The following is a 17,803-nucleotide window of genomic DNA, read 5'->3' as shown; positions in this document are numbered from 1 at the left end:
GCCGGCGGGCCGAACACACCATGCCGCAGGCTGTCTCTAACCTATCGTTTTCTCGAGCATATTGAGCCAGTTGCGATAGGCGATTTTTTCGATCAGCGCGCGGCCGAAACCGCGTGCCGCCAATGCATCGATCAGCTTCGGCAGGCCGGCGACATCGCCGATGACGGCCGGGATCATGGCGCCGTCGAAATCGGAGCCAAGACCAACGCCGTCCTCACCCAGCGCCTGCAGCAGCGAATCGATATGGCGCACCATGATATCGAGGCTGGTGTCGGCATTCATGCGACCGTCCTCGCGCAGGAAGCCGGTTGCGAAGTTCAGCCCGACCATGCCGCCGGTTTCGCGGATCGCGCCGAGCTGCCAGTCGGTCAAGTTACGCGAATGGCCGCAGATCGCGTGCACGTTGGAATGGGTCGCCACCAGCGGCGCATCGCTGAGTGCGGCGACATCGCGAAAGCCCTTCTCGTTGAGATGCGACAGGTCGATCATGATCTTCAACTGGTTGCAGGCCTTGACCAGCGCCTTGCCGGCATCGGTCAGGCCAGGGCCGGTGTCGGGCGAAGACGGGAAGCGGAACGGCACGCCGTGGCCAAAGGCGTTCGGACGGCTCCAGACGATGCCGAGCGAGCGCAGGCCGGCTTCATGCAGCACGTCGAGCATGGTGAGCTCGGGATCGATCGCCTCGACCCCTTCGATGTGGAACACCGCGGCGATCGACCCTTGCGCCATGGCATTGCGCACATCGCCGGCGCTGCGGCAGACGGTGAGCGCTCCGGCCCGTTCCAGCCTGAACAGGATCGAGGCCATCGCGATGGTCGAGGTCAGCGCCTCATCGCGCGGAACCTCGGGCGGCAGCGGTTCTGCGGCGCCCGGCGCCAGGGGCACGGCGCCGCGCCTGGATTTCTCGACAGGCGGCGGAAAGATGGCGAACATGCCCCCGGCGAAGCCGCCGGCTTTCGCGCGTGGCAGGTCGATATGGCCGCCCGATTTCCCCTCGATGAACAGTTTTTCGACGTCCGTGTCTTTCGACTGATGGAGTCTGAGCAACGTATCGTTGTGGCCGTCGAAGACGGGAACGCGATCGGTTTCGGTCATTGGGGGATCATTCGGTTCGTTTGTCGGCGCGGCTAAGATATATCCTATCTACTTAGGCAGGATGCGCCACCCGCGCAAATGCCAAAGCCGCCCCGGTGGGATGGCAGCCGCTTGCCGCGCCGTTTCCAAGCAACGAATCCCTACCGCTTCAGCACGTCGGCCCATTCCTGATGGCGGCGGAACTGGGCGTTGGCGAACGGGCAGAGCGGGATGATCTTCTTGCCCGCCGCACGCGCATCCTCGACGGCGCGGGTGACGAGCCGAAGCCCGGCACCCTGGCCGCGAAAGACGTCCGGCACTTCGGTGTGGTCGATGATGATCTGGTGCTCACCGATCTTGGTGAAAGTCATCTCGGCCTCGGCGCCATCGGGTCCACGCAGGACATAGCGGCCCTTGGAACCGCGATCCTCAAGTTCGATCTCAGGCAGTTGGTCAGGCATTGCTATGCTCCTTGGGCAGTATCGGCAAAGAACCGCCGTGCCGCCTCGATCTCGTTTGGCCGCACCTCGTGCCCGCCATCGTGCCATTCCACTGTGACATCGGCGCCGTCGGCACGCAAATAGGCCTCGAGCCGCGTGGTCAGGTTCGGTGGACAGATCGGATCGCGCTTGCCGGCGGTCACCAGGATATGGCGGCCGGCGAGGCTGCCCTTGACCTCAGGTTCGAACGGGATCAGCGGATGCATCAGCACCGACGCGTCGAACAGCGCTGGAACCGCGAACACCACCGAGGCCAGGACATTGGCCCCGTTGGAATAGCCGAGACCAAGCACGGCCGATGGCTTTGCTGCTTCAACATGGGCCTTGACGAAGCCCACCATCTTGGTCGTCGCCCGCGCCAGGTCGTCCATATCGTAGATGCCCTCGGCGGCGCGGCGAAAGAAGCGCGCGGCACCTTGTTCCGACACATCACCGCGCGGCGAGACGATGGTTGCCTGGGGCGCGAGATCGCGCCCCAGCGACAGAAGCTGATTCTCATCGCCTCCCGTGCCATGGAAGACGAACAGCAATGGACCGCCCGGCGAACCGGGCAGCACCTTGTGGATGTAAGCGTCCTTGCTCATGGTCTCAGCCTTCCAACTTCTGCAGATGCTGTTCGAGATAGGGCCGCAGGTGCTGGTGCTGCGTCGGCAGCTTCAGCGCCTCGCCCAGATGAGCGGTATCCTCGTCGCGATCGAATCCCGGCTCGTTGGTGGCGACTTCGAACAGCACGCCACCCGGTGTGCGGAAATAGATCGCCCAGAAGTAGTCGCGGTCGATCACCGGCGTCACTCCATAGCCGGTATCCATCAACGCCTTGCGCACTTCGAGCTGCCTGGCGCGGTTCTCGACCGCGAAGGCGACGTGATGGACGGAGCCGGCACCGAGATCGGCGAAGGCCGTGCTCGGCAGCGATTCGATGTCGATGACATCGGCGCCATTGCCGTTCTTCACCGCCAGCCGCCTGAGATTGCCGGACTTGTCGACTTCCTCATAGCCCATGAACTTCAGCAGCTCTTCCGTGGCGCCGCCATCCTTCAGCCTGAGCGACACGGAATGAAAGCCTCGGATCGCCTCATCCGTGGGAACGCCGCCTTTCGACCAGGGTGCTCTGCTGTCGCTCTTGCACTCGACCAGCGCGAAGCCGTCACCATCCGGTCCGGCAAAAGCCAGGCGCTTCTCACCGAAGGTTTCTTCGCGCGAGAGGCCGGTGACGCCCTCATCGGCAAAGCGTTTTTCCCAATAGCCAAGCGTGCCTTCCGGCACCGAGTAGACGGTGGTTCCGACTTCCCCGACCCCATGCCGGCCCTTGCCGATGTCGGGGAAGGGGAAATAGGTCATCACCGAACCCGGCGTACCGGCCTCGTCACCGTAATAAAGATGGTAAACATCAGGCGCGTCGAAATTGACGGTCTTCTTGACCCGGCGCTGACCGAGTTTCCTGGTGAAAAAATCGTTGTTCTGGCGGGCATCCCTGGCCATCGACGTGACGTGATGCAGGCCCTTGATCTGGTCGAGCATTGTCTTGCTCCTTCCCTTGGTCATGTGCGGCCCTCGCCGCTGTCCACGCCAATATGAGGACCAGGGCAGTTTCCGCAAAGGCGGCAAACACAGAATGGACTGTGTCATAAAAGTGAACGATGGAACAAGGTTCGTTCACCAATTGGCTCGCAGGTCAGACTTGCGCCATGGCCAGAATTCGGTTCCATAAACGGCGTTCGACATCCTGGGACAAAGGTATCGTGAGTGACTGGAAAAGCCAGGCGGCCTAACATTCTCCTGATCACATGCGACCAGTGGCGCGGCGATTGTCTGTCCGCCGCCGGTCATCCGGTCGTGCGAACGCCGAATGCCGACGCTTTGGCCGCGGAGGGCGTGCTGTTCAAGCGGCATTATGGCGGCGCGGCGCCCTGCTCGCCCGCCCGCGCCTGCCTCTACACCGGCCTCTACCAGATGAACAACCGCGTCTGCCGCAATGGCACGCCGCTCGACGCTCGCCACGGCAACATTGCGCTTTCGGCTCGCGCCCTGGGCTATGATCCGACGCTGTTCGGCTACACCGATGTGTCGCTCGATCCGCGCCTGCTGGCGCCGGGCGATCCGCGGCTGCAAAGCTATGAAGGCGTGCTGCCGGGCTTTACGGTGCGCCAGTTGCTGCCCGAGCATCAGAAGCAATGGCTATCCTGGCTGGAGCTGCAAGGTGTCGACGCCAGCGCCGGATCCCCCGACATCCATCGCCCGGTGGCCGACGGCGCAGTCGGGACCACTGTCGGCAACACACCGCCCGTCTACTCCGGGCAGCAAACCCCGGCGGCCTTCCTGACCGGCGAATTCGCGCGTTGGCTTGGCGAACAGGAGCACGCCGCGCCGTGGTTCGCGCATCTTTCCTTCATCAGCCCGCACCCGCCCTTCATAGTGCCGGAGCCCTACAACACAATGTACGATCCGGCTGACGGCCCGGCCTTCCGGCGCGCGGCAAGCTGGCAGGAGGAGGCGGAAAACCATCCCTATCTAGCCTATGATCTCGGCCGGCAGAAACAGATGAAATTTCGCCCCGACGCCAGAGGCAAGGTGCACGACTGGAGCGAAGACGATTTTCGCGTCCTCCGCGCGATCTATTACGGCATGATTTCCGAGGTCGACGCCCAGCTCGGCCGCATCTGGCAAGCGGTCAAGGCGGCCGGCGCGTGGGACGACACCATCATCGTGCTGACCTCGGACCATGCCGAGATGATGGGCGACCATTTCATGCTGGGCAAGGGCGGCTATTTCGACGGCAGCTACCACATTCCGCTGATCATCCGCGATCCGCGCCACGGCAAGGCGGCCGGCGGCAAGGTAGACAGCTTCACGGAAGCGGTCGACATTTTGCCGACGTTTCTCGACCTGCTCGGCGAAGAGCCCGCGCCGCATCTCGACGGCAGGTCGCTGAAGCCGTTCCTGAGCGGGGAAACCCCTGCGGCGTGGCGCGATGCCGCGCATTGGGAGTTCGATTTCCGCTCGGTTGTCGCGGGCGAGGCCGAACGCCATTTCGGCATCGCCTCACGCCAATGCAATCTCGCCGTTATCCGCACGGAGCGTTTCAAATATGTGCATTTCGGCGGCAACCTGCCGCCGCTGCTGTTCGATCTGGAAAACGATCCGGACGAATTGGACAATCTCGCGGCCGACCCCAGCCATCTCACCGTGCGTCTGGAATTCGCCGAACGGCTGCTCGCCTGGCGAGCCGAACATCTCGACCAATCGCTGGCACTGGCCGAATTGACCGAGAACGGCCTCGTCGGCCATGCCGCTGGCCTGCCTCCATGCCACACATGAACACAGGCCCGCATCGTTGCCGGCGCGGGCCTGTATCCGACTGGGTGGAAACTACCTGACGATCATGCGCTGCTGATCGCGCTTCTCGGCATAGCTGCCCTTGTCATAGGCGGTTTGTGCCTCGAGCTGTTCCTTGGTGAAGGTCGTGTACAGGTATTTGTTGCCCGCCTTGTCGGTCATGAATTTGAGATTATCCATGCCGACCGCGACTTCCTTCTCGCCAATGCCGAGGAAGCCACCGACATCGACGATCACCGCATCGGCCTTCTTGTCGGGCGCAAGCACGACATCGCCGATCTCGCCGACCTTGGCGTCGTTGGCGCCATAGACAGTCGTGCCCTTGAGGTCATCGGCGCGAATCTCACCAACCGGCATCTCGGTCAGCGTCGACTTGTCGATGGCTGCGGTCTTTGTCTGGTCCGGAGCCGAGGCATCGGGGGTCGTGGGCGCCGGAGCCTGTGCCGTCTTGTCGGACGGAGCGACGGCAGGGGCTGCGGCGGGCGCGACTGCTGCCGGCGCATTCGAAGCCGTCGTTGCCGGCGCCGGGTCATAGGCCTTGCGGTTGAAATCCGGCTGCGCCTGCAATTCTTCCTTGGTGGTCTGGGCGACCAGCCAGCGGTCGCCATTCTTCTCGGCCCACTGCGCCTTCGAGAAGTCATAGGTGACGTTCTTGGCGCCAAGGCCTAGGAAACCGCCGACGCCGATGACCAAGTACTGCGCCTTGCCATCCTTGGTCAGCACAATGTCGTTGACGTCGCCGATGTTCTGGGCGTCATCGCCGGTGCCGTTGTAGACGTTCTCCCCGATGATGTTGGTGGCGAGATTGCCGTCGGCGCGCTTGACTGATTCTGCCGAAGCGGCGTTCATGTCGACAGGCTTTTGCGCTGTGTCCGTCGTCGCGGGTGCTGCCGGCGCTGTTGCGTCGGTCGATGCCGCAGGTGCTGGGGTCGGGCTGTAAGGCTTTTTATCGAATTCTGCCTGCGCCGTCAGTTCGTCCTTGGTCGTCTGGGCCACCAACCAGCGGTCGCCATTCTTTTCGGCCCACTGCAGCTTGCCGTAATCGAAAGCAACGCTTTTGGCGCCGACACCCAGAAAACCGCCGACGTCGATGACAACGGATTTCGCCTGCCCATCCTTGTCGAACACGACGTCGCTGACCTTGCCGATGTTTTCGGCATCGTCGCCGGTGCCGTTGTAGACGGACTCACCGATGATGTTGGTGACGATGCTGCCCTCTGCGCGTGCCACAGGAGCGGCGGCGGGCTCCTGGACGGCGGGCGTGGCAGGCGCCGTATTTGTTGCGTTCTGCGCATAGGCGCCGGTCGCGACAAAGGTTGCGAGCGCCGTCGTGGCTAAAAGATTGCGGATCATGGTAGTCTCTCCTCGTGCCTGATCTCATGCGCCGCGTCTTCCTTGGGGAACGCGGCATCTACAGGTTCACAACGTCGTGACCGGGTCAGTTGTTCCGACAAAGCGCTGCGGTCCGGGAACGAAACCACGGAAATTATTGAGCCGCTGGGGTAGTCACCCCGCGGCAAGGGGAACCTTTCTGTCGACGCCGCGTTTCAGCCGTTGGCTGGGTATATCCCGGCCGCCTTTTGGCTGACCTGGTGGAGCGGGGCATGAGATTTGCAGCGGTGCTGAACCGGGACGGCGGCACTTTGCGCACCACCGACCTCGCTGCTTTCTCCGACAGGATGCATCAGACGTTGGAAACGGCAGGCCACTCGCTCAGCATCGAAATTGTCGCCGGCAAGGATGTGGTGGAGACGCTGGACAACGCCGCTTCGCGTCGCTCGGTCGACATCGTGCTGGCGGGTGGCGGCGACGGGACCATTTCCGCCGCGGCCGCCCGACTGATGGGCACGAAGAAGGCGCTTGCCATATTGCCAGCCGGCACCATGAACCTGTTCGCACGCGGGTTGGGCATTCCGCAGTCGCTCGACGGGGCGCTGAAATCCTTCGCCGACGGCGAAATCATTGCTGTCGATGTGGCGACGGCCAATGGCCAACCTTTCGTGCACCAGTTCTCGATCGGCATGCACGCCAAGATGGTGCAACTGCGCCAGAAGATGGAGTTCGGTTCGCGGTTGGGAAAGATCCGCGCCTCGGCCAAGGCGGCTTGGGCAACGATCAACAATCCACCTGCGATGAATGTGACCCTCAGCATCGGCGATGCCGAAATGGCGGCACGCATCACCGGCATCGGCATCACCAACAACTTATTCGGTGAAGGCCATCTGCCTTATGCCGACAATCCTGCGGGCGGCGTGCTCGGTGTCTATGTCACGGTGGCGAAGCAGCGCGCCGAACTGGTCAAGTTCTTCTTCAACATGGCGCGCGGCAAATGGCGCGACAACGAACATGTCGAAATCCACCAGACAAACAGAACGGTGCTGAAAATCCATTCGGGCAGCCGCAAATTTCGCGCCGTCATGGACGGCGAACTGGTCAGGCTTGACCGTGAAACGGTAATCGAGATCCAGCCTGGCGCACTGAATGTATTGGTTCCGGCGAGCGCGGCCCAGTCGAGAGCCGCCTGATGAGGTGCGACGCAACGGACAGGTCGGCTTTACCCGGCAGGAGCCTGCTCGGTGGTGTTGGGCGGTGTGGGGACATGCTGTTCATCGCTGTTAGGCGCCTTGATCAACACACCATAGATCTCGGCAATGCCCCATGCAGCAAACACCAGAAGCAGTGCGGCGATCAGGATCCGAAATCCATGCCAGCCCCATCGCCCCTGCCGCGCCTTGTTTTCTGGAATGATCTTGGCCATGCTCGATCCCTGTCTCATTCTGCACCAACTGGCGCGCCCGGCAAATCATGGTCGGGTAACGGTTCCTCGCTAGGATGGTTCCGGAAAAGCGTGCTGGCCTTGCAGCAGCGCAAGCATGCGGCGACGAAGACCGGGACGAGGCAATTGGGGTGATTGGCAAGACGCAAACAGCACCCGATCTGCCGGCCGAAGTTGCGCTAGCAGTCATGGATATCGACCGGCTGGCCGTGCTGCACGGATTGGAGATGCTGGATACGGCGGCCGACCCCGATTTCGACCGCGTCAGCAGCCTTGCCGCAACGGTGATGCAGGTGCCGATGGCCCTGGTCACACTCGTCGACCTTGAACGACATTGGTTCAAATCCTGCTTCGGCCTGGACGAGACCGAAACCGCGACCAACGTCTCCTTCTGCGCCCATGCGATTGCCGCAGGCGACGAGCCGATGGTGGTCGTGGATGCAACGGCGGACCCCCGTTTCAAGACCAACCCGCTGGTCACCGGAAAGCACCATGTCCGCTTCTATGCCGGCGCGCCGATGATCGTGGCAGGTGCCCGCATCGGCACGCTGTGCGTGCTCGACCGCGAGCCGCATGGTTTTCCATCCCGAGCCGAGCTCGACCAGTTGAAGGCGCTCGCCGGCCTCGCCGCCAACCTGTTCACCCTAAAGGACGCAACCCGCAGCGGCGCGATCGCCGAGGCCGCACTTGCGCGCGAGGAAAAACGACGCGCCATCGCACTCGATGCGGCCTCGCTCGCCAGCTGGGCATGGGATATCCGCACCGATGTCATCGAATGCGACACATTGATGTCGGAGCTGTTCAACCTGCCGCGCTCCAACCGGCTGCGCGCACGCGACATCCTCACCGCCATCGATCCGCGCGACGTCTACCAGACCGAAACCCGCTTTCGCGACGCCTTGACCGGCAGCGACGACTATTTCGGCGAATACCGGGTGAAGGGCTTTCACCCGCCGCGCTGGCTCGCCACGCGCGGCCGTGTCATCGAGCGTGACGGCGACGGCAAGCCGACATTGATCTTCGGCGTCAATTACGACATCTCCGAGCGCAAGCTCGGCGACGAACGGCAACGGCTGCTGCTGCGTGAACTCAACCATCGCGTCAAGAACACTCTGGCGACCGTCCAGGCGCTGGCAACCCAGACCGTGCGCCATGCCCGCCAGCCAAGCCAGTTCCTCGAGGCCTTCGGCGCCAGGCTTCAGGCCTTGGGCATCGCCCACAATCTGTTGTCGGACCGCGAGTGGCGTGGCATCGGCATCAGTGAACTCGTCCAGATCGAGGTCAGACCTTTCGAAACGGCCGAGCAGCCGCGCATGACGATCTCCGGCGACGACCTGCTGCTGTCGCCCGACCAGGCCGTCGGGCTTGGCCTGATCCTGCATGAACTCGCCAGCAACGCGCTGAAATATGGCTCGCTGTCGGTGCCGTCAGGCAGGGTCGACCTCGGCTGGAGGACGCAAGGCAGGAAGGATGCCCGGCGTCTTGTGCTGACCTGGCGCGAAAGCGGCGGGCCGCAAGTCGCTCCGCCGGATCGGCAAGGCTTCGGCTCTATCCTCATTCGCCGCAGCCTGGCCAAGGTCATTTCCAGCGAAGTGACCCATGAATTCCGGCCGGAAGGCGTGTTTGCCGAAATATCGATGCCCCTGGAAGAGCTGTCGAAGTGATCTCTCAACAGCTCTACGTCCGCTCGCTCTCATCCGGATCGTCGGATTTCACATTCTCGCGGTAGATGGCGTAGGCCGCGAGCGCCACGGCCGGCCCCAGAATGGCGCCGAGACCGCCTTTTCCCTTGAGCAGGCTCGGCAGCACGGCGAGTGCGGCGGTGACGCCGATCGCCTTCATGTCGGCATTGCGGCGCTGCGCCCGGCGCCGGGCGCGCGAACCTGCGGATATCCGGTAGATCAGCAGGATAAGTCCGGCGAGCACCAGGAAACCGGCGCCAAACCCCAGCGCGGCGGCAAGCGACCCGTAGCGCATCGCCGTCCAGATATAGGCGGCCCCGACCAGAAAGCCGAGACCGCAAAGCGCAGCGGCCATGGCGATCACATAGACGATTGCCGCCGTGCGCGCCCGATGAACGGCGGCCACGGTTTCCCCCGAGGCGAGGCCCGAGATCAGGGTTGCCAACATTCCCATCTGTAGCGCGACTAGCGACGCGCGATGAGCGCGAAAAGGAAGCCGACGCCAGCGGCGATTGCCAGTGACGTCACCGGCTTTTCACGCACGCTTGCCATCATCTGCGCTTCGATGTCCTTGGCATTGCTGCGCAAGCTGTCAAAGGCTGCTTCGCCCTGCGCGCGCAACTGCTCGACCCCTTCTGTCGCTGCACGGCGCGCGGTGCCATAGCCATGCTCGCCGGTCTTGGCCAGTTGTTTGGTGAGCTTGTCGATGTCGGCCTTCAACTGCCTGATGTCGGCTTCCAGGTCCGCATTTGCACGGGCGTCGGTTGCGGTCTTTCCTGCGGCAGTGGCCATGGCTTAACTCCTTGTGATTGCTCGGTTTCAAACGCGCTGCGCGCCTCATGGTTCCGGCACTGCGGACAAAGTAGCCGAAAACGCATCGGCGCGCACCCGATCCGCCGGCTTCGCAAAAAGACGCTTCCTCAGATTAGTGGCCGGCGCGCCTCGCCCAGTCCTTCCCAGCCGGCGAGCCGCTTGAGCCCTTCATTGTCGGAGACCGCGCAGCCGCCGTCGCGCCAGACGATCAGCTTGCGATCCATCAGCTTGCGGATCGTCTTGTTGGTGTGAACCAGCGACAGGCCGAGCGTATCGGCAATGTGCTGCTGCGTGATCGGTATCTGGACGGATTGGCTGCCATTCAGTCCGACGACCTTGGCCCGGCTGCCGATGAAGGCGATGAGATAGGCGGCGCGCTCGATCGCACTGCGGCGCCCGAGGCTGAGCAGGTTCTCGTCCAGCATCCGCTCCTCGCGCGATGCGATCCAGGTGATGTCGTAGGCCAGCCCGGGATGATTGCGGTACAGTTCGTGCAGATATTCGCGCTCGAAAACACACAGCAGCATCGGTGAGAGTGCCTCGACGGAATGCTGCATCTCGCCCATCACACTGCCTTGCAGGCCGATCAGATCCCCGGGCATGAGATAATTGAGGATCTGGCGACGGCCGTCCCGCAGCAGCTTGTAGCGAAACGCCCAGCCGGAGAGCACGGTGTAGAGATGGGCGCTATGGCTTCCCTCCACCAGCACCGTGTCGCCCTTGTCGACCGCGAGTTCGCCCTTCTTGAATTTGCTGATGAACGCCAGCTCCTGTTTTTCGAAGTCGCGGAAAACCGGCAACGGCCGCAATGGGCAGTTCTCGCAGGGATATTGGCGGCTGGAGAAAGCGTTATTGTTCTGGACTGACATTTCGCCCCCTTCGAAAGCCCGCTCGACCCCCTTCGAAAGCCGCTCTTGGAGAGCCGCGTTTCAACGCGTTGCAAGGATTGAGGTTCCGCCCGCTGGCCACATGTCTTTTTTAAATGACAGCAAGCCAATTAGCGATCATGACTCCGGCGTTTCAAGGAGTCTTTGCCTGTGCCCACATTGCTTGACGGATTGCGGATTCTCGTTTTGGAGGACGAATTTCTCATCGCCATGGATGTCGAGCAACTTTGCCGCGATCATGGCGCCGATGAGGTGGTGATCGCCCGTGACCTGACCGAGGTCGATGGCCGGGAAGTCGCCACGCGATTCGATGCAGCCATTGTCGACTTGATGCTGGGCGGCGCCTCGACGATCGATTTCGCTTCCGGGCTGCGCGCGGCAGGCATACCTTTCGTGTTTGCGTCCGGCTATTCGGATGCCGATGAAATCAAGGCATCGTTTCCGGACGTCAGGCTGGTTGGCAAACCCTACTCAGGCGAAGACCTGGTGCAAGCGGTCGCGGCGGCCTGCGGACGCGCTTGAGACGCGATCGCGGTCAGCTCGCCGGCGAACTCGTTACCTGGGCCGAAATCGCGTCCGGACCATACTCGTCCTCACCTGATATTTTCAGGATCTCCTGCAAGCGGGTACGGGCTCGGCTGACGCGGCTCTTGATCGTCCCCACCGCGCAGCCGCAGATCTCCGCGGCCTCCTCGTAGGAGAAACCAGATGCGCCGATGAGGATGATGGCTTCGCGTTGGTCCTCCGGCAACTGCTCCAGCGCCCCGCGAAAGTCCTTCAGGTCGAGTTGACCGTGCTGGGCCGGATGAACGGCAAGCCTGGCCGTCATGATACCGTCGCTGTCCTGCACTTCGCGCCCGCGCTTGCGCATTTGCGAATAGAACTCGTTGCGCAGGATGGTGAAAAGCCAGGCCTTGAGATTGGTGCCGGGCTGGAAGCTCTCATGCTTGTCCCAAGCCTTGACGAGTGTTTCCTGGACGAGGTCGTCGGCTTTATCGGCATTTTGCGTCAGCGACACGGCAAACGCGCGCAGACTTGGGATTGCCCCAAGCAGATCAGTCTTGAAGCCTTGTGAGACCGCGGCCATGCCTCAGTCCTTCTTCTGTGCGGGTTCAGCCTGTTCCAGTTGGCTAAGCAACTGGGAAAAGCGATCCGGCACATCGTCGGAGACCAGCGCGTCGTAATATTGTTTGAGTTTGCGTCCGATTTCGGAGTTCGGCCCAAGAGCGTCACCAGAACCGTTCCGGCGCCTGCTCTCGGCGCCAGTCAGAATATCTTTCGTCATATCCTTCATTTTGCCCTTGTATTCCCAGCGCTCAAGCCGCTCTTACCGTACTCAACACAACGCAAGCGGCGCCCTCGTCTGGTTGCCCATCCCCACCACAAACGCCACTCCCCGGCTTTTGTTCCGTCGCGGTGGAACTTTTTCAAAAAATCCGCGTTTATCACGGCTTGCAGTCAGCTTGACCTGCTACGCAATCGCGTCATTCTGAGGGAGACGTCTTACCATGAGCTTATCCGCCACCATCGCACCACATCTGCCCTTCCTGCGCCGCTTCTCGCGGGCTGTTTCCGGGTCGCAAGAGAGTGGTGACGCGCTGGTCGCTGCGATGCTTGAAGCCATCATCGCCGATATCGAGATATTTCCCGAAGCATCGAGCGACCGCATCGCGCTGTACAAGGTTTTCGCCAAGCTTTTCACATCGGTCGCCATCCGCGTTCCACAGGAACAGGCGCAATCGGCGTGGGAACAGCGCACCGCCGCCAATCTGAATGCGATCGCGCCGCGGCCCCGTCAGGCCTTCCTGCTCGTGGCGGTCGAAGGCTTCAGCGAGGAGGAAGCGGCTGAGATCCTTGACGTCGGTGATCAGGAGTTTTCAGAGTTGCTTGCCCAGGCGAGCAACGAGATATCCCGTCAGGTGGCAACCGACGTTCTGATCATCGAGGATGAACCGCTGATCGCCATGGATATCGAAGAAATGGTCGAGAGCCTCGGGCACCGCGTCGTTGGAACGGCGCGCACCCATGCCGAGGCAGTGATGATGTTCGGCAAGACGCGACCGAAGATGGTGCTGGCCGACATCCAGCTTGCCGACGGCAGTTCCGGCATCGAGGCCGTGAACGAAATCCTGTCATCGACGTCGGTGCCGGTCATCTTCATCACCGCCTTCCCCGAGCGCCTGTTGACTGGTGAACGACCGGAACCGGCCTTCCTAGTCACCAAGCCGTTCAATCCCGACATGGTCAAGGCGCTGATCAGCCAGGCACTGTTCTTTGACCGGCAGGCGAAAGCCGCCGCATAGTCGGGAATTGGGAGTGGAGGAATTGACGAACCCAAGGCGATAGCCTCGCTCCCGAATCTCTCCAGATGATCAATTCGTCACTTCGTGCCGCCTGATGCACCCGGGCGGCGAGGTGAATTCCTACGCTTCCGCTCGAACGATTTGCAAGCACGGTCTTTTTCGGCAAAGGGTGGGAACAAACCGCAACCACCCACGTTTTCATCGCACCATTCGAAGGAGATGGATCATGCTTTACTGGGCGCTCGTATTTCTCGTCGTTGCCATCATCGCCGGCGCGCTTGGTTTCGGCGGCATCGCCGGTACCTCCGCCGGCATAGCGCAGATATTGTTTTTCATCTTCCTCGCCTTCCTGGTCATTTCGCTTCTTGCGGGCCTGTTCAAACGGGCTTCGTAAGGACGGACGGCCGAACACTGGAAGCCGCACCCCTCAAACGGTTTCCAGCCACCGCCGGGCGGTGTCCCTCAAAGGACGCCGTCCGGCGGACCGTTTTTGGCGGCGGGTTTTCCGGAAACCTGTTTGGAACCCATTCAACGATGAGCCGTTCAGCCTGAATTGGGTGGACAGATTGGCCGATGGGTTCCAGGACCGGAAACAGGAAAGACGCCGTGCAAAGCGATGAAGTCATCGCCCTCCATCCCGCCGACAGCGGCATGCAGCTCGGTCGTGCTCTTCTTCACGCGTTGCACAATGCCGGCATTTCCGTTCTCTACCAGGATCGCGAGATGAAAACCGTATGGGCGCGCAACATGCGTGCGCCCTGGGTTTCGGACACCGCCGACAGCATCGGCATCCTGCCGGAGGCGCAGGCCGACCGCATCGGCGCGGCCAAGCGCGACGTCATTGCATCCGGCAACCCCCAACGTCTCGAGATCAGCGTTCCCGTCGAGGATGGCAGCCGCTGGTTCGAGGTGTGGATCGATGCCGATCACGGCGATGGTGGCACCGTGCAAGGCGTCGTCACCACGATGGTCGAGACGACGGAGCAGAAGCGCCGCGAGCAGACCCTGACGACGCTGTTGCGAGAGGTGAGCCATCGCTCCAAAAACCTGCTGGCGATCATCCAGAGCATAGCCACCCAGACCGGCCGCTACTCCGACAGCATCGGCGATTTCCTGACACGCTTTCGCGGCCGGCTGCAATCGCTGGCCTCGTCCCAGGATCTCGTGACCTCTTCCAACTGGCGGGGTGCAGCACTTCGCGAACTCGTGTCGGGCCAGGTTGGCCGCTATGGCGGCGATCCGGTTCGGAGCCTGAGGTTTCAGGGGGCAAACCCCTATCTCAATCCCAACGCTGCCTTGCATATCGGCCTTGCGATGCATGAACTCGCCGTCAATTCGGTGAGCTACGGCGCCCTGTCGCGGCCCGGCGGGTACGTCAATGTTACAGCCAACCTGACCGCCGACGACACGGGAACCTCCCTGTCCCTGACATGGGCGGAGGCAATCGGCGCCAGTGATGTCAGGCGTAGCGAGAAGCGCTTCGGCAGCGTCGCACTCGAACGGGTCGTGCCGGCGTCACTGAACGGAACGGCGACGCTCGAAATCGCGGCTGGCCGCCTTGAATACCGCCTTGTCGTTCCGCACGGCAATTTCGAGACGGATTGAGCGACCTTCCTTAACCCGCCGTTCACCATAAAAGCAGATGCTGTTTTTCCCAGATACCGCTGGAACTTGTTGCATCACCGAACATTTCCGCAGCAGGATTTGCAGTATGGTGGGAGGAATGCCTTGACGGTTGCCGACATGAACAGACTGGAGCAGGCCGCCCGGATTTCCATGGGCGAGTTTGAGGACTCCGAGGCTTCCGCGCCACCGCTGGCTCCTGTTCCCAACGGAGCTTTGCGCCTTGTTGCGCTGGCCTTGGTGGCGGTGATCATGGCGGTCGCCCTGCACCAACTGGTCTACTAGGCCACGTCGTTTCGGCCGGTGGCCGAATCGGCTGTAGCGCCATCTTATTTCCCCGGCCGATCAAGCCAGCCAGGAACTTTGGCGAATGTAGACCGTTACTATGGCGAGAGGACTTCTCGCCATGGAACATATCGCTGCATTGTTGCTGGTCATCGGTTGCTCGAACACGATGGCCGACTGCCGTGAACTCCAGGTGCCCGTAAGCGTTTTCGCGACGGCCGAGCAATGCGTGGCCGAACGCCCATTCGTCTTGGGCGACGTGCAAGGGCAGGCTGACCGCATCGTCGCCAAATGTCTTGCGGTCGATCCGGCGCTTGAGGACGACTATGATCAGATCGTCTGGAGTGTGCGCGCCGATGGTACGCTTGACGCGTCTTTGGCAATTTCCAGCCTGGTAATGGCATCGAACACGATACGCCCAGAAAAAGACTATCTTCACCAACAATAGATTGCAGCAGCAAAGGCCGTCATTTCATGCTAAATGGCGGCTGGAGCTTACTAAAGTGAGGACACAAAGTGAGGAGTGACTCTATGCGGAAGATGATTATTGCCCTGGTTGCGGTGGTCGCGGTCAGCGGCTGCACCTCGACTGAGAAGGACGTGGTTGGCGGCGGCTTGATCGGCGCCGGTGTCGGCGGCTTGGTCGGCGGCGGTAAGGGCGCGCTGATCGGCGCGGCCGTGGGTGCCGGTTCCGGCCTGCTGGTGCGCAACCTGCGCAACGGCTATTGCCAATATCGCGATCATCGCGGCCGGATCTACACGGCTCGCTGCAACTAATTCGGCGATAATCGAAACGTCGATCCGGAGGCCGGTCCGCCGGCTTCCGGGTTTTTGATGTCTGGATGCTTCCCCCTTGTCGGCAACGGTCGCGCTCAATTGGCGAGTGGAATTTTGATTTCCACGTTCAGCCCATTGGCTTGGTAATCCCGTTTGATCGTACCGCGCAATTCGCGCGTCACGTTGAGGTCGATCAGCTTGGTGCCGAATCCGGTCTCGGCGGGCGCTTCAAGTTTCTTCTGCCCGTTTTCGCGCCAGTTGAGAGCCAGCACCCTGTCGCGCCCTCGGCCTTCGAGCGACCAGTCCACCTTCAGCGCCCCAACGGAATTGCCGGCCTCGCCGTATTTCAGCGCATTCGTCGCCAGTTCGTGGAAGGTCAGGCCGAGCGCTTGCGTCGTGGTTTCGTCGAGCAGCACCTGTGGTCCCGACAACAGCTCATCGGGCAGCTCCTTGCCGAACACCTGACCCAGCTCGATGCGCAGGAGATCGCCAAGATCGGCCTTCTGCCAGCGTGAGCGCGTCAGCATGTCCTGGGAGGCCGCCATCGCCTGCAGCCTAGCCGAGAAGGACGCTGAAAACTCGTTGACGTCGGTCGCCCGCGATGCCGTCTGACGCGCGATCGCCAGCACCCTGGTGATCGAATTCTTGATGCGATGCTTCATCTCCTGCAGCATCAGGTCTTTTTCGATCAGGCTCTTTTCCGTCGTTTCGTGCAATCGCGACGCTGCCTCATAGGCCCGCTCCTGATAGCGCGCCACAAGCGCGATTGCGCCCGCCAACAGCAGGCCGAACAGCCCCAGCATCACCGGAATGGCGCGCGACGACGGCTGCGAGAAGGCGCTTGTCGGCCGGAACAGGACAGTCCATGGCTGTCCGGCGACGATGATCTTTCGCGTGACCAGCAGCCTGTTCCCGAAAGTGGAAGCCGGCGGCGTCTCCGACCGGAACAACAGATTGTCGCCGTTCACGGCACCATCGCCATCATAGATTTCGGTGTTGACCGGCAAAAGCGGCGACCGGCTGAGCGCGGTCTGGAACAGATCGCGAGCCCGAAAGGCCGCATAGAGAAAACCTGATGTCGAGGATCTCGAAGCATTGATGACGTCGGGAGCGGTTTCGACATTGAGCCGCACGAAAACGAAGAAGCCGGTGAACGTCTGCGCGGCGCCCGTGTCCTGGCCTAGCTGCACCAGCCCGCTGGCATGCTGCTGGTCGTCGGACATCGCCTTTTCGATCGCCGCACGCCGCACCGGTTCGCTGAACATGTCGTAGCCGATGCCGGCTTGATTGGATGGATCCAGCGGTTCGAACAGCACGATAGGGGTGCGCCAGGGTTGCGTGGTGTCCGGGTAGATTGGATGACTGACGCCATAATCGTGCAGCATGTCGCGTTCGACCGTCGCCTCGTCGCCCGTCTTTGCCAGCCTGAGGAAGCCGATACCGCGCAAGCCGGCGAAATTCTTGTCGACATCGAGCGCGGTGAAGAAGGCCTTGAACTCATTGCGAGAAATATCGCCATTGCGGGCGTCGAACAGGGCCTGCGTCGAGCGCAGCAGCGACAGATGCAGGTCGATGCGGCTCTCGATCCGGTTGAGCGCATCGTCGGCAGTCGCCTCGAACTTGATGCGCGCGGCTTCCTGCGTGGCGAAGTAGGCAAAACCTGCCATCACCATGCTGATCAGCGCGACGGCGATAAAGGCGATGATCGGGAAAAGCTTCTTCAACGGATCGTGCGGTCCCTGAGCAA

General features: G+C 61.9%; 22 protein-coding genes. 10 read left to right on the top strand and 12 right to left on the bottom strand.

Features of this window, described 5'->3' with window-relative positions:
* Positions 1–36: 36 nt before the first annotated feature.
* The 4 genes from A9K65_RS07410 to A9K65_RS07395 form a co-directional block, all read right to left on the bottom strand.
* Positions 37–1,095, bottom strand: coding sequence for a dipeptidase (locus A9K65_RS07410; protein ID WP_064993243.1), 1,059 nt, complete (start codon positions 1,093–1,095; stop codon positions 37–39).
* A 140-nt stretch (positions 1,096–1,235) separates the two neighbouring features.
* The gene (locus A9K65_RS07405) at positions 1,236–1,535 is read right to left on the bottom strand and encodes a GNAT family N-acetyltransferase (RefSeq protein ID WP_013529296.1); all 300 of its coding nucleotides are present in this window, start codon (positions 1,533–1,535) and stop codon (positions 1,236–1,238) included.
* A 2-nt stretch (positions 1,536–1,537) separates the two neighbouring features.
* Positions 1,538–2,158 (bottom strand): alpha/beta hydrolase, encoded by a 621-nt coding sequence (locus A9K65_RS07400; protein WP_064993244.1) that lies wholly within the window; start codon positions 2,156–2,158, stop codon positions 1,538–1,540.
* A 4-nt stretch (positions 2,159–2,162) separates the two neighbouring features.
* Complete coding sequence (locus A9K65_RS07395; RefSeq protein WP_063173190.1) at positions 2,163–3,095, bottom strand: VOC family protein; 933 nt, start codon at positions 3,093–3,095, stop codon at positions 2,163–2,165.
* 225 nt (positions 3,096–3,320) lie between these two features.
* Here A9K65_RS07395 and A9K65_RS07390 point away from each other — a divergent pair, with 225 nt between their 5' ends.
* Positions 3,321–4,892: an alkaline phosphatase family protein gene (locus A9K65_RS07390; RefSeq protein WP_064993245.1), complete on the top strand. Its 1,572-nt coding sequence runs from the start codon at positions 3,321–3,323 to the stop codon at positions 4,890–4,892.
* Between the two features lie 51 nt (positions 4,893–4,943).
* Here the strand turns inward: A9K65_RS07390 and A9K65_RS07385 are convergent, their stop codons facing one another.
* Entirely contained in the window at positions 4,944–6,263 is a 1,320-nt protein-coding gene (locus tag A9K65_RS07385; RefSeq protein ID WP_064993246.1) for a PRC-barrel domain-containing protein, read from the bottom strand.
* 251 nt (positions 6,264–6,514) lie between these two features.
* On the opposite strand from A9K65_RS07385, the gene A9K65_RS07380 reads away from it, so the two are divergent.
* On the top strand, positions 6,515–7,435 hold the full coding sequence (locus A9K65_RS07380) for a diacylglycerol kinase family protein (protein ID WP_013529291.1): 921 nt from the start codon (positions 6,515–6,517) through the stop codon (positions 7,433–7,435).
* Positions 7,436–7,464: 29 nt separating this feature from the next.
* Here the strand turns inward: A9K65_RS07380 and A9K65_RS07375 are convergent, their stop codons facing one another.
* The gene (locus tag A9K65_RS07375) at positions 7,465–7,668 is read right to left on the bottom strand and encodes a hypothetical protein (RefSeq protein WP_013529290.1); all 204 of its coding nucleotides are present in this window, start codon (positions 7,666–7,668) and stop codon (positions 7,465–7,467) included.
* A gap of 206 nt (positions 7,669–7,874) precedes the next feature.
* Here A9K65_RS07375 and A9K65_RS07370 point away from each other — a divergent pair, with 206 nt between their 5' ends.
* Positions 7,875–9,350, top strand: a complete 1,476-nt coding sequence (locus tag A9K65_RS07370) for an HWE histidine kinase domain-containing protein (protein ID WP_064993277.1) — start codon at positions 7,875–7,877, stop codon at positions 9,348–9,350.
* Between the two features lie 13 nt (positions 9,351–9,363).
* Here the strand turns inward: A9K65_RS07370 and A9K65_RS07365 are convergent, their stop codons facing one another.
* From A9K65_RS07365 to A9K65_RS07355, 3 genes are all read right to left on the bottom strand, one after another.
* Positions 9,364–9,822, bottom strand: coding sequence for a hypothetical protein (locus A9K65_RS07365; RefSeq protein WP_013529288.1), 459 nt, complete (start codon positions 9,820–9,822; stop codon positions 9,364–9,366).
* A gap of 11 nt (positions 9,823–9,833) precedes the next feature.
* A complete protein-coding gene (locus A9K65_RS07360) occupies positions 9,834–10,160 on the bottom strand; it encodes a DUF883 family protein (protein WP_013529287.1) in 327 nt (108 codons plus the stop codon).
* Between the two features lie 128 nt (positions 10,161–10,288).
* On the bottom strand, positions 10,289–11,050 hold the full coding sequence (locus A9K65_RS07355; RefSeq protein ID WP_063173193.1) for a Crp/Fnr family transcriptional regulator: 762 nt from the start codon (positions 11,048–11,050) through the stop codon (positions 10,289–10,291).
* Between the two features lie 168 nt (positions 11,051–11,218).
* Here A9K65_RS07355 and A9K65_RS07350 point away from each other — a divergent pair, with 168 nt between their 5' ends.
* Complete coding sequence (locus tag A9K65_RS07350) at positions 11,219–11,590, top strand: response regulator (protein ID WP_084015667.1); 372 nt, start codon at positions 11,219–11,221, stop codon at positions 11,588–11,590.
* A 13-nt stretch (positions 11,591–11,603) separates the two neighbouring features.
* Here the strand turns inward: A9K65_RS07350 and A9K65_RS07345 are convergent, their stop codons facing one another.
* Positions 11,604–12,155, bottom strand: a complete 552-nt coding sequence (locus A9K65_RS07345; RefSeq protein WP_013529285.1) for an RNA polymerase sigma factor — start codon at positions 12,153–12,155, stop codon at positions 11,604–11,606.
* Between the two features lie 3 nt (positions 12,156–12,158).
* Positions 12,159–12,362: a NepR family anti-sigma factor gene (locus A9K65_RS07340; protein WP_032809255.1), complete on the bottom strand. Its 204-nt coding sequence runs from the start codon at positions 12,360–12,362 to the stop codon at positions 12,159–12,161.
* A 214-nt stretch (positions 12,363–12,576) separates the two neighbouring features.
* Between A9K65_RS07340 and A9K65_RS07335 the strand changes: the two genes are divergently transcribed.
* The 6 genes from A9K65_RS07335 to A9K65_RS07310 all read left to right on the top strand — a co-directional run bounded on the left by A9K65_RS07335 (position 12,577) and on the right by A9K65_RS07310 (position 16,056).
* Entirely contained in the window at positions 12,577–13,371 is a 795-nt protein-coding gene (locus A9K65_RS07335; protein ID WP_013529283.1) for a response regulator, read from the top strand.
* Positions 13,372–13,597: 226 nt separating this feature from the next.
* The gene (locus tag A9K65_RS07330; RefSeq protein ID WP_013529282.1) at positions 13,598–13,765 is read left to right on the top strand and encodes a DUF1328 domain-containing protein; all 168 of its coding nucleotides are present in this window, start codon (positions 13,598–13,600) and stop codon (positions 13,763–13,765) included.
* Positions 13,766–13,944: 179 nt separating this feature from the next.
* Entirely contained in the window at positions 13,945–14,976 is a 1,032-nt protein-coding gene (locus A9K65_RS07325; RefSeq protein ID WP_063169141.1) for a sensor histidine kinase, read from the top strand.
* Positions 14,977–15,099: 123 nt separating this feature from the next.
* The gene (locus tag A9K65_RS07320) at positions 15,100–15,279 is read left to right on the top strand and encodes a hypothetical protein (RefSeq protein ID WP_013529280.1); all 180 of its coding nucleotides are present in this window, start codon (positions 15,100–15,102) and stop codon (positions 15,277–15,279) included.
* Positions 15,280–15,400: 121 nt separating this feature from the next.
* Entirely contained in the window at positions 15,401–15,727 is a 327-nt protein-coding gene (locus A9K65_RS07315; RefSeq protein WP_064993279.1) for a hypothetical protein, read from the top strand.
* 83 nt (positions 15,728–15,810) lie between these two features.
* Positions 15,811–16,056 (top strand): YMGG-like glycine zipper-containing protein, encoded by a 246-nt coding sequence (locus A9K65_RS07310; RefSeq protein ID WP_013529278.1) that lies wholly within the window; start codon positions 15,811–15,813, stop codon positions 16,054–16,056.
* 95 nt (positions 16,057–16,151) lie between these two features.
* On the opposite strand, the gene A9K65_RS07305 is transcribed toward A9K65_RS07310, so the two are convergent.
* Complete coding sequence (locus tag A9K65_RS07305) at positions 16,152–17,780, bottom strand: CHASE domain-containing protein (RefSeq protein ID WP_063169143.1); 1,629 nt, start codon at positions 17,778–17,780, stop codon at positions 16,152–16,154.
* Between the last annotated feature and the right edge of the window lie 23 nt (positions 17,781–17,803).

It is taken from the genome of Mesorhizobium sp. WSM1497, assembly GCF_001672455.2.
In the GTDB taxonomy this organism is placed as follows: Bacteria; Pseudomonadota; Alphaproteobacteria; order Rhizobiales; family Rhizobiaceae; genus Mesorhizobium; species Mesorhizobium ciceri.
This window is presented reverse-complemented; position numbering and strand designations above follow the sequence as displayed.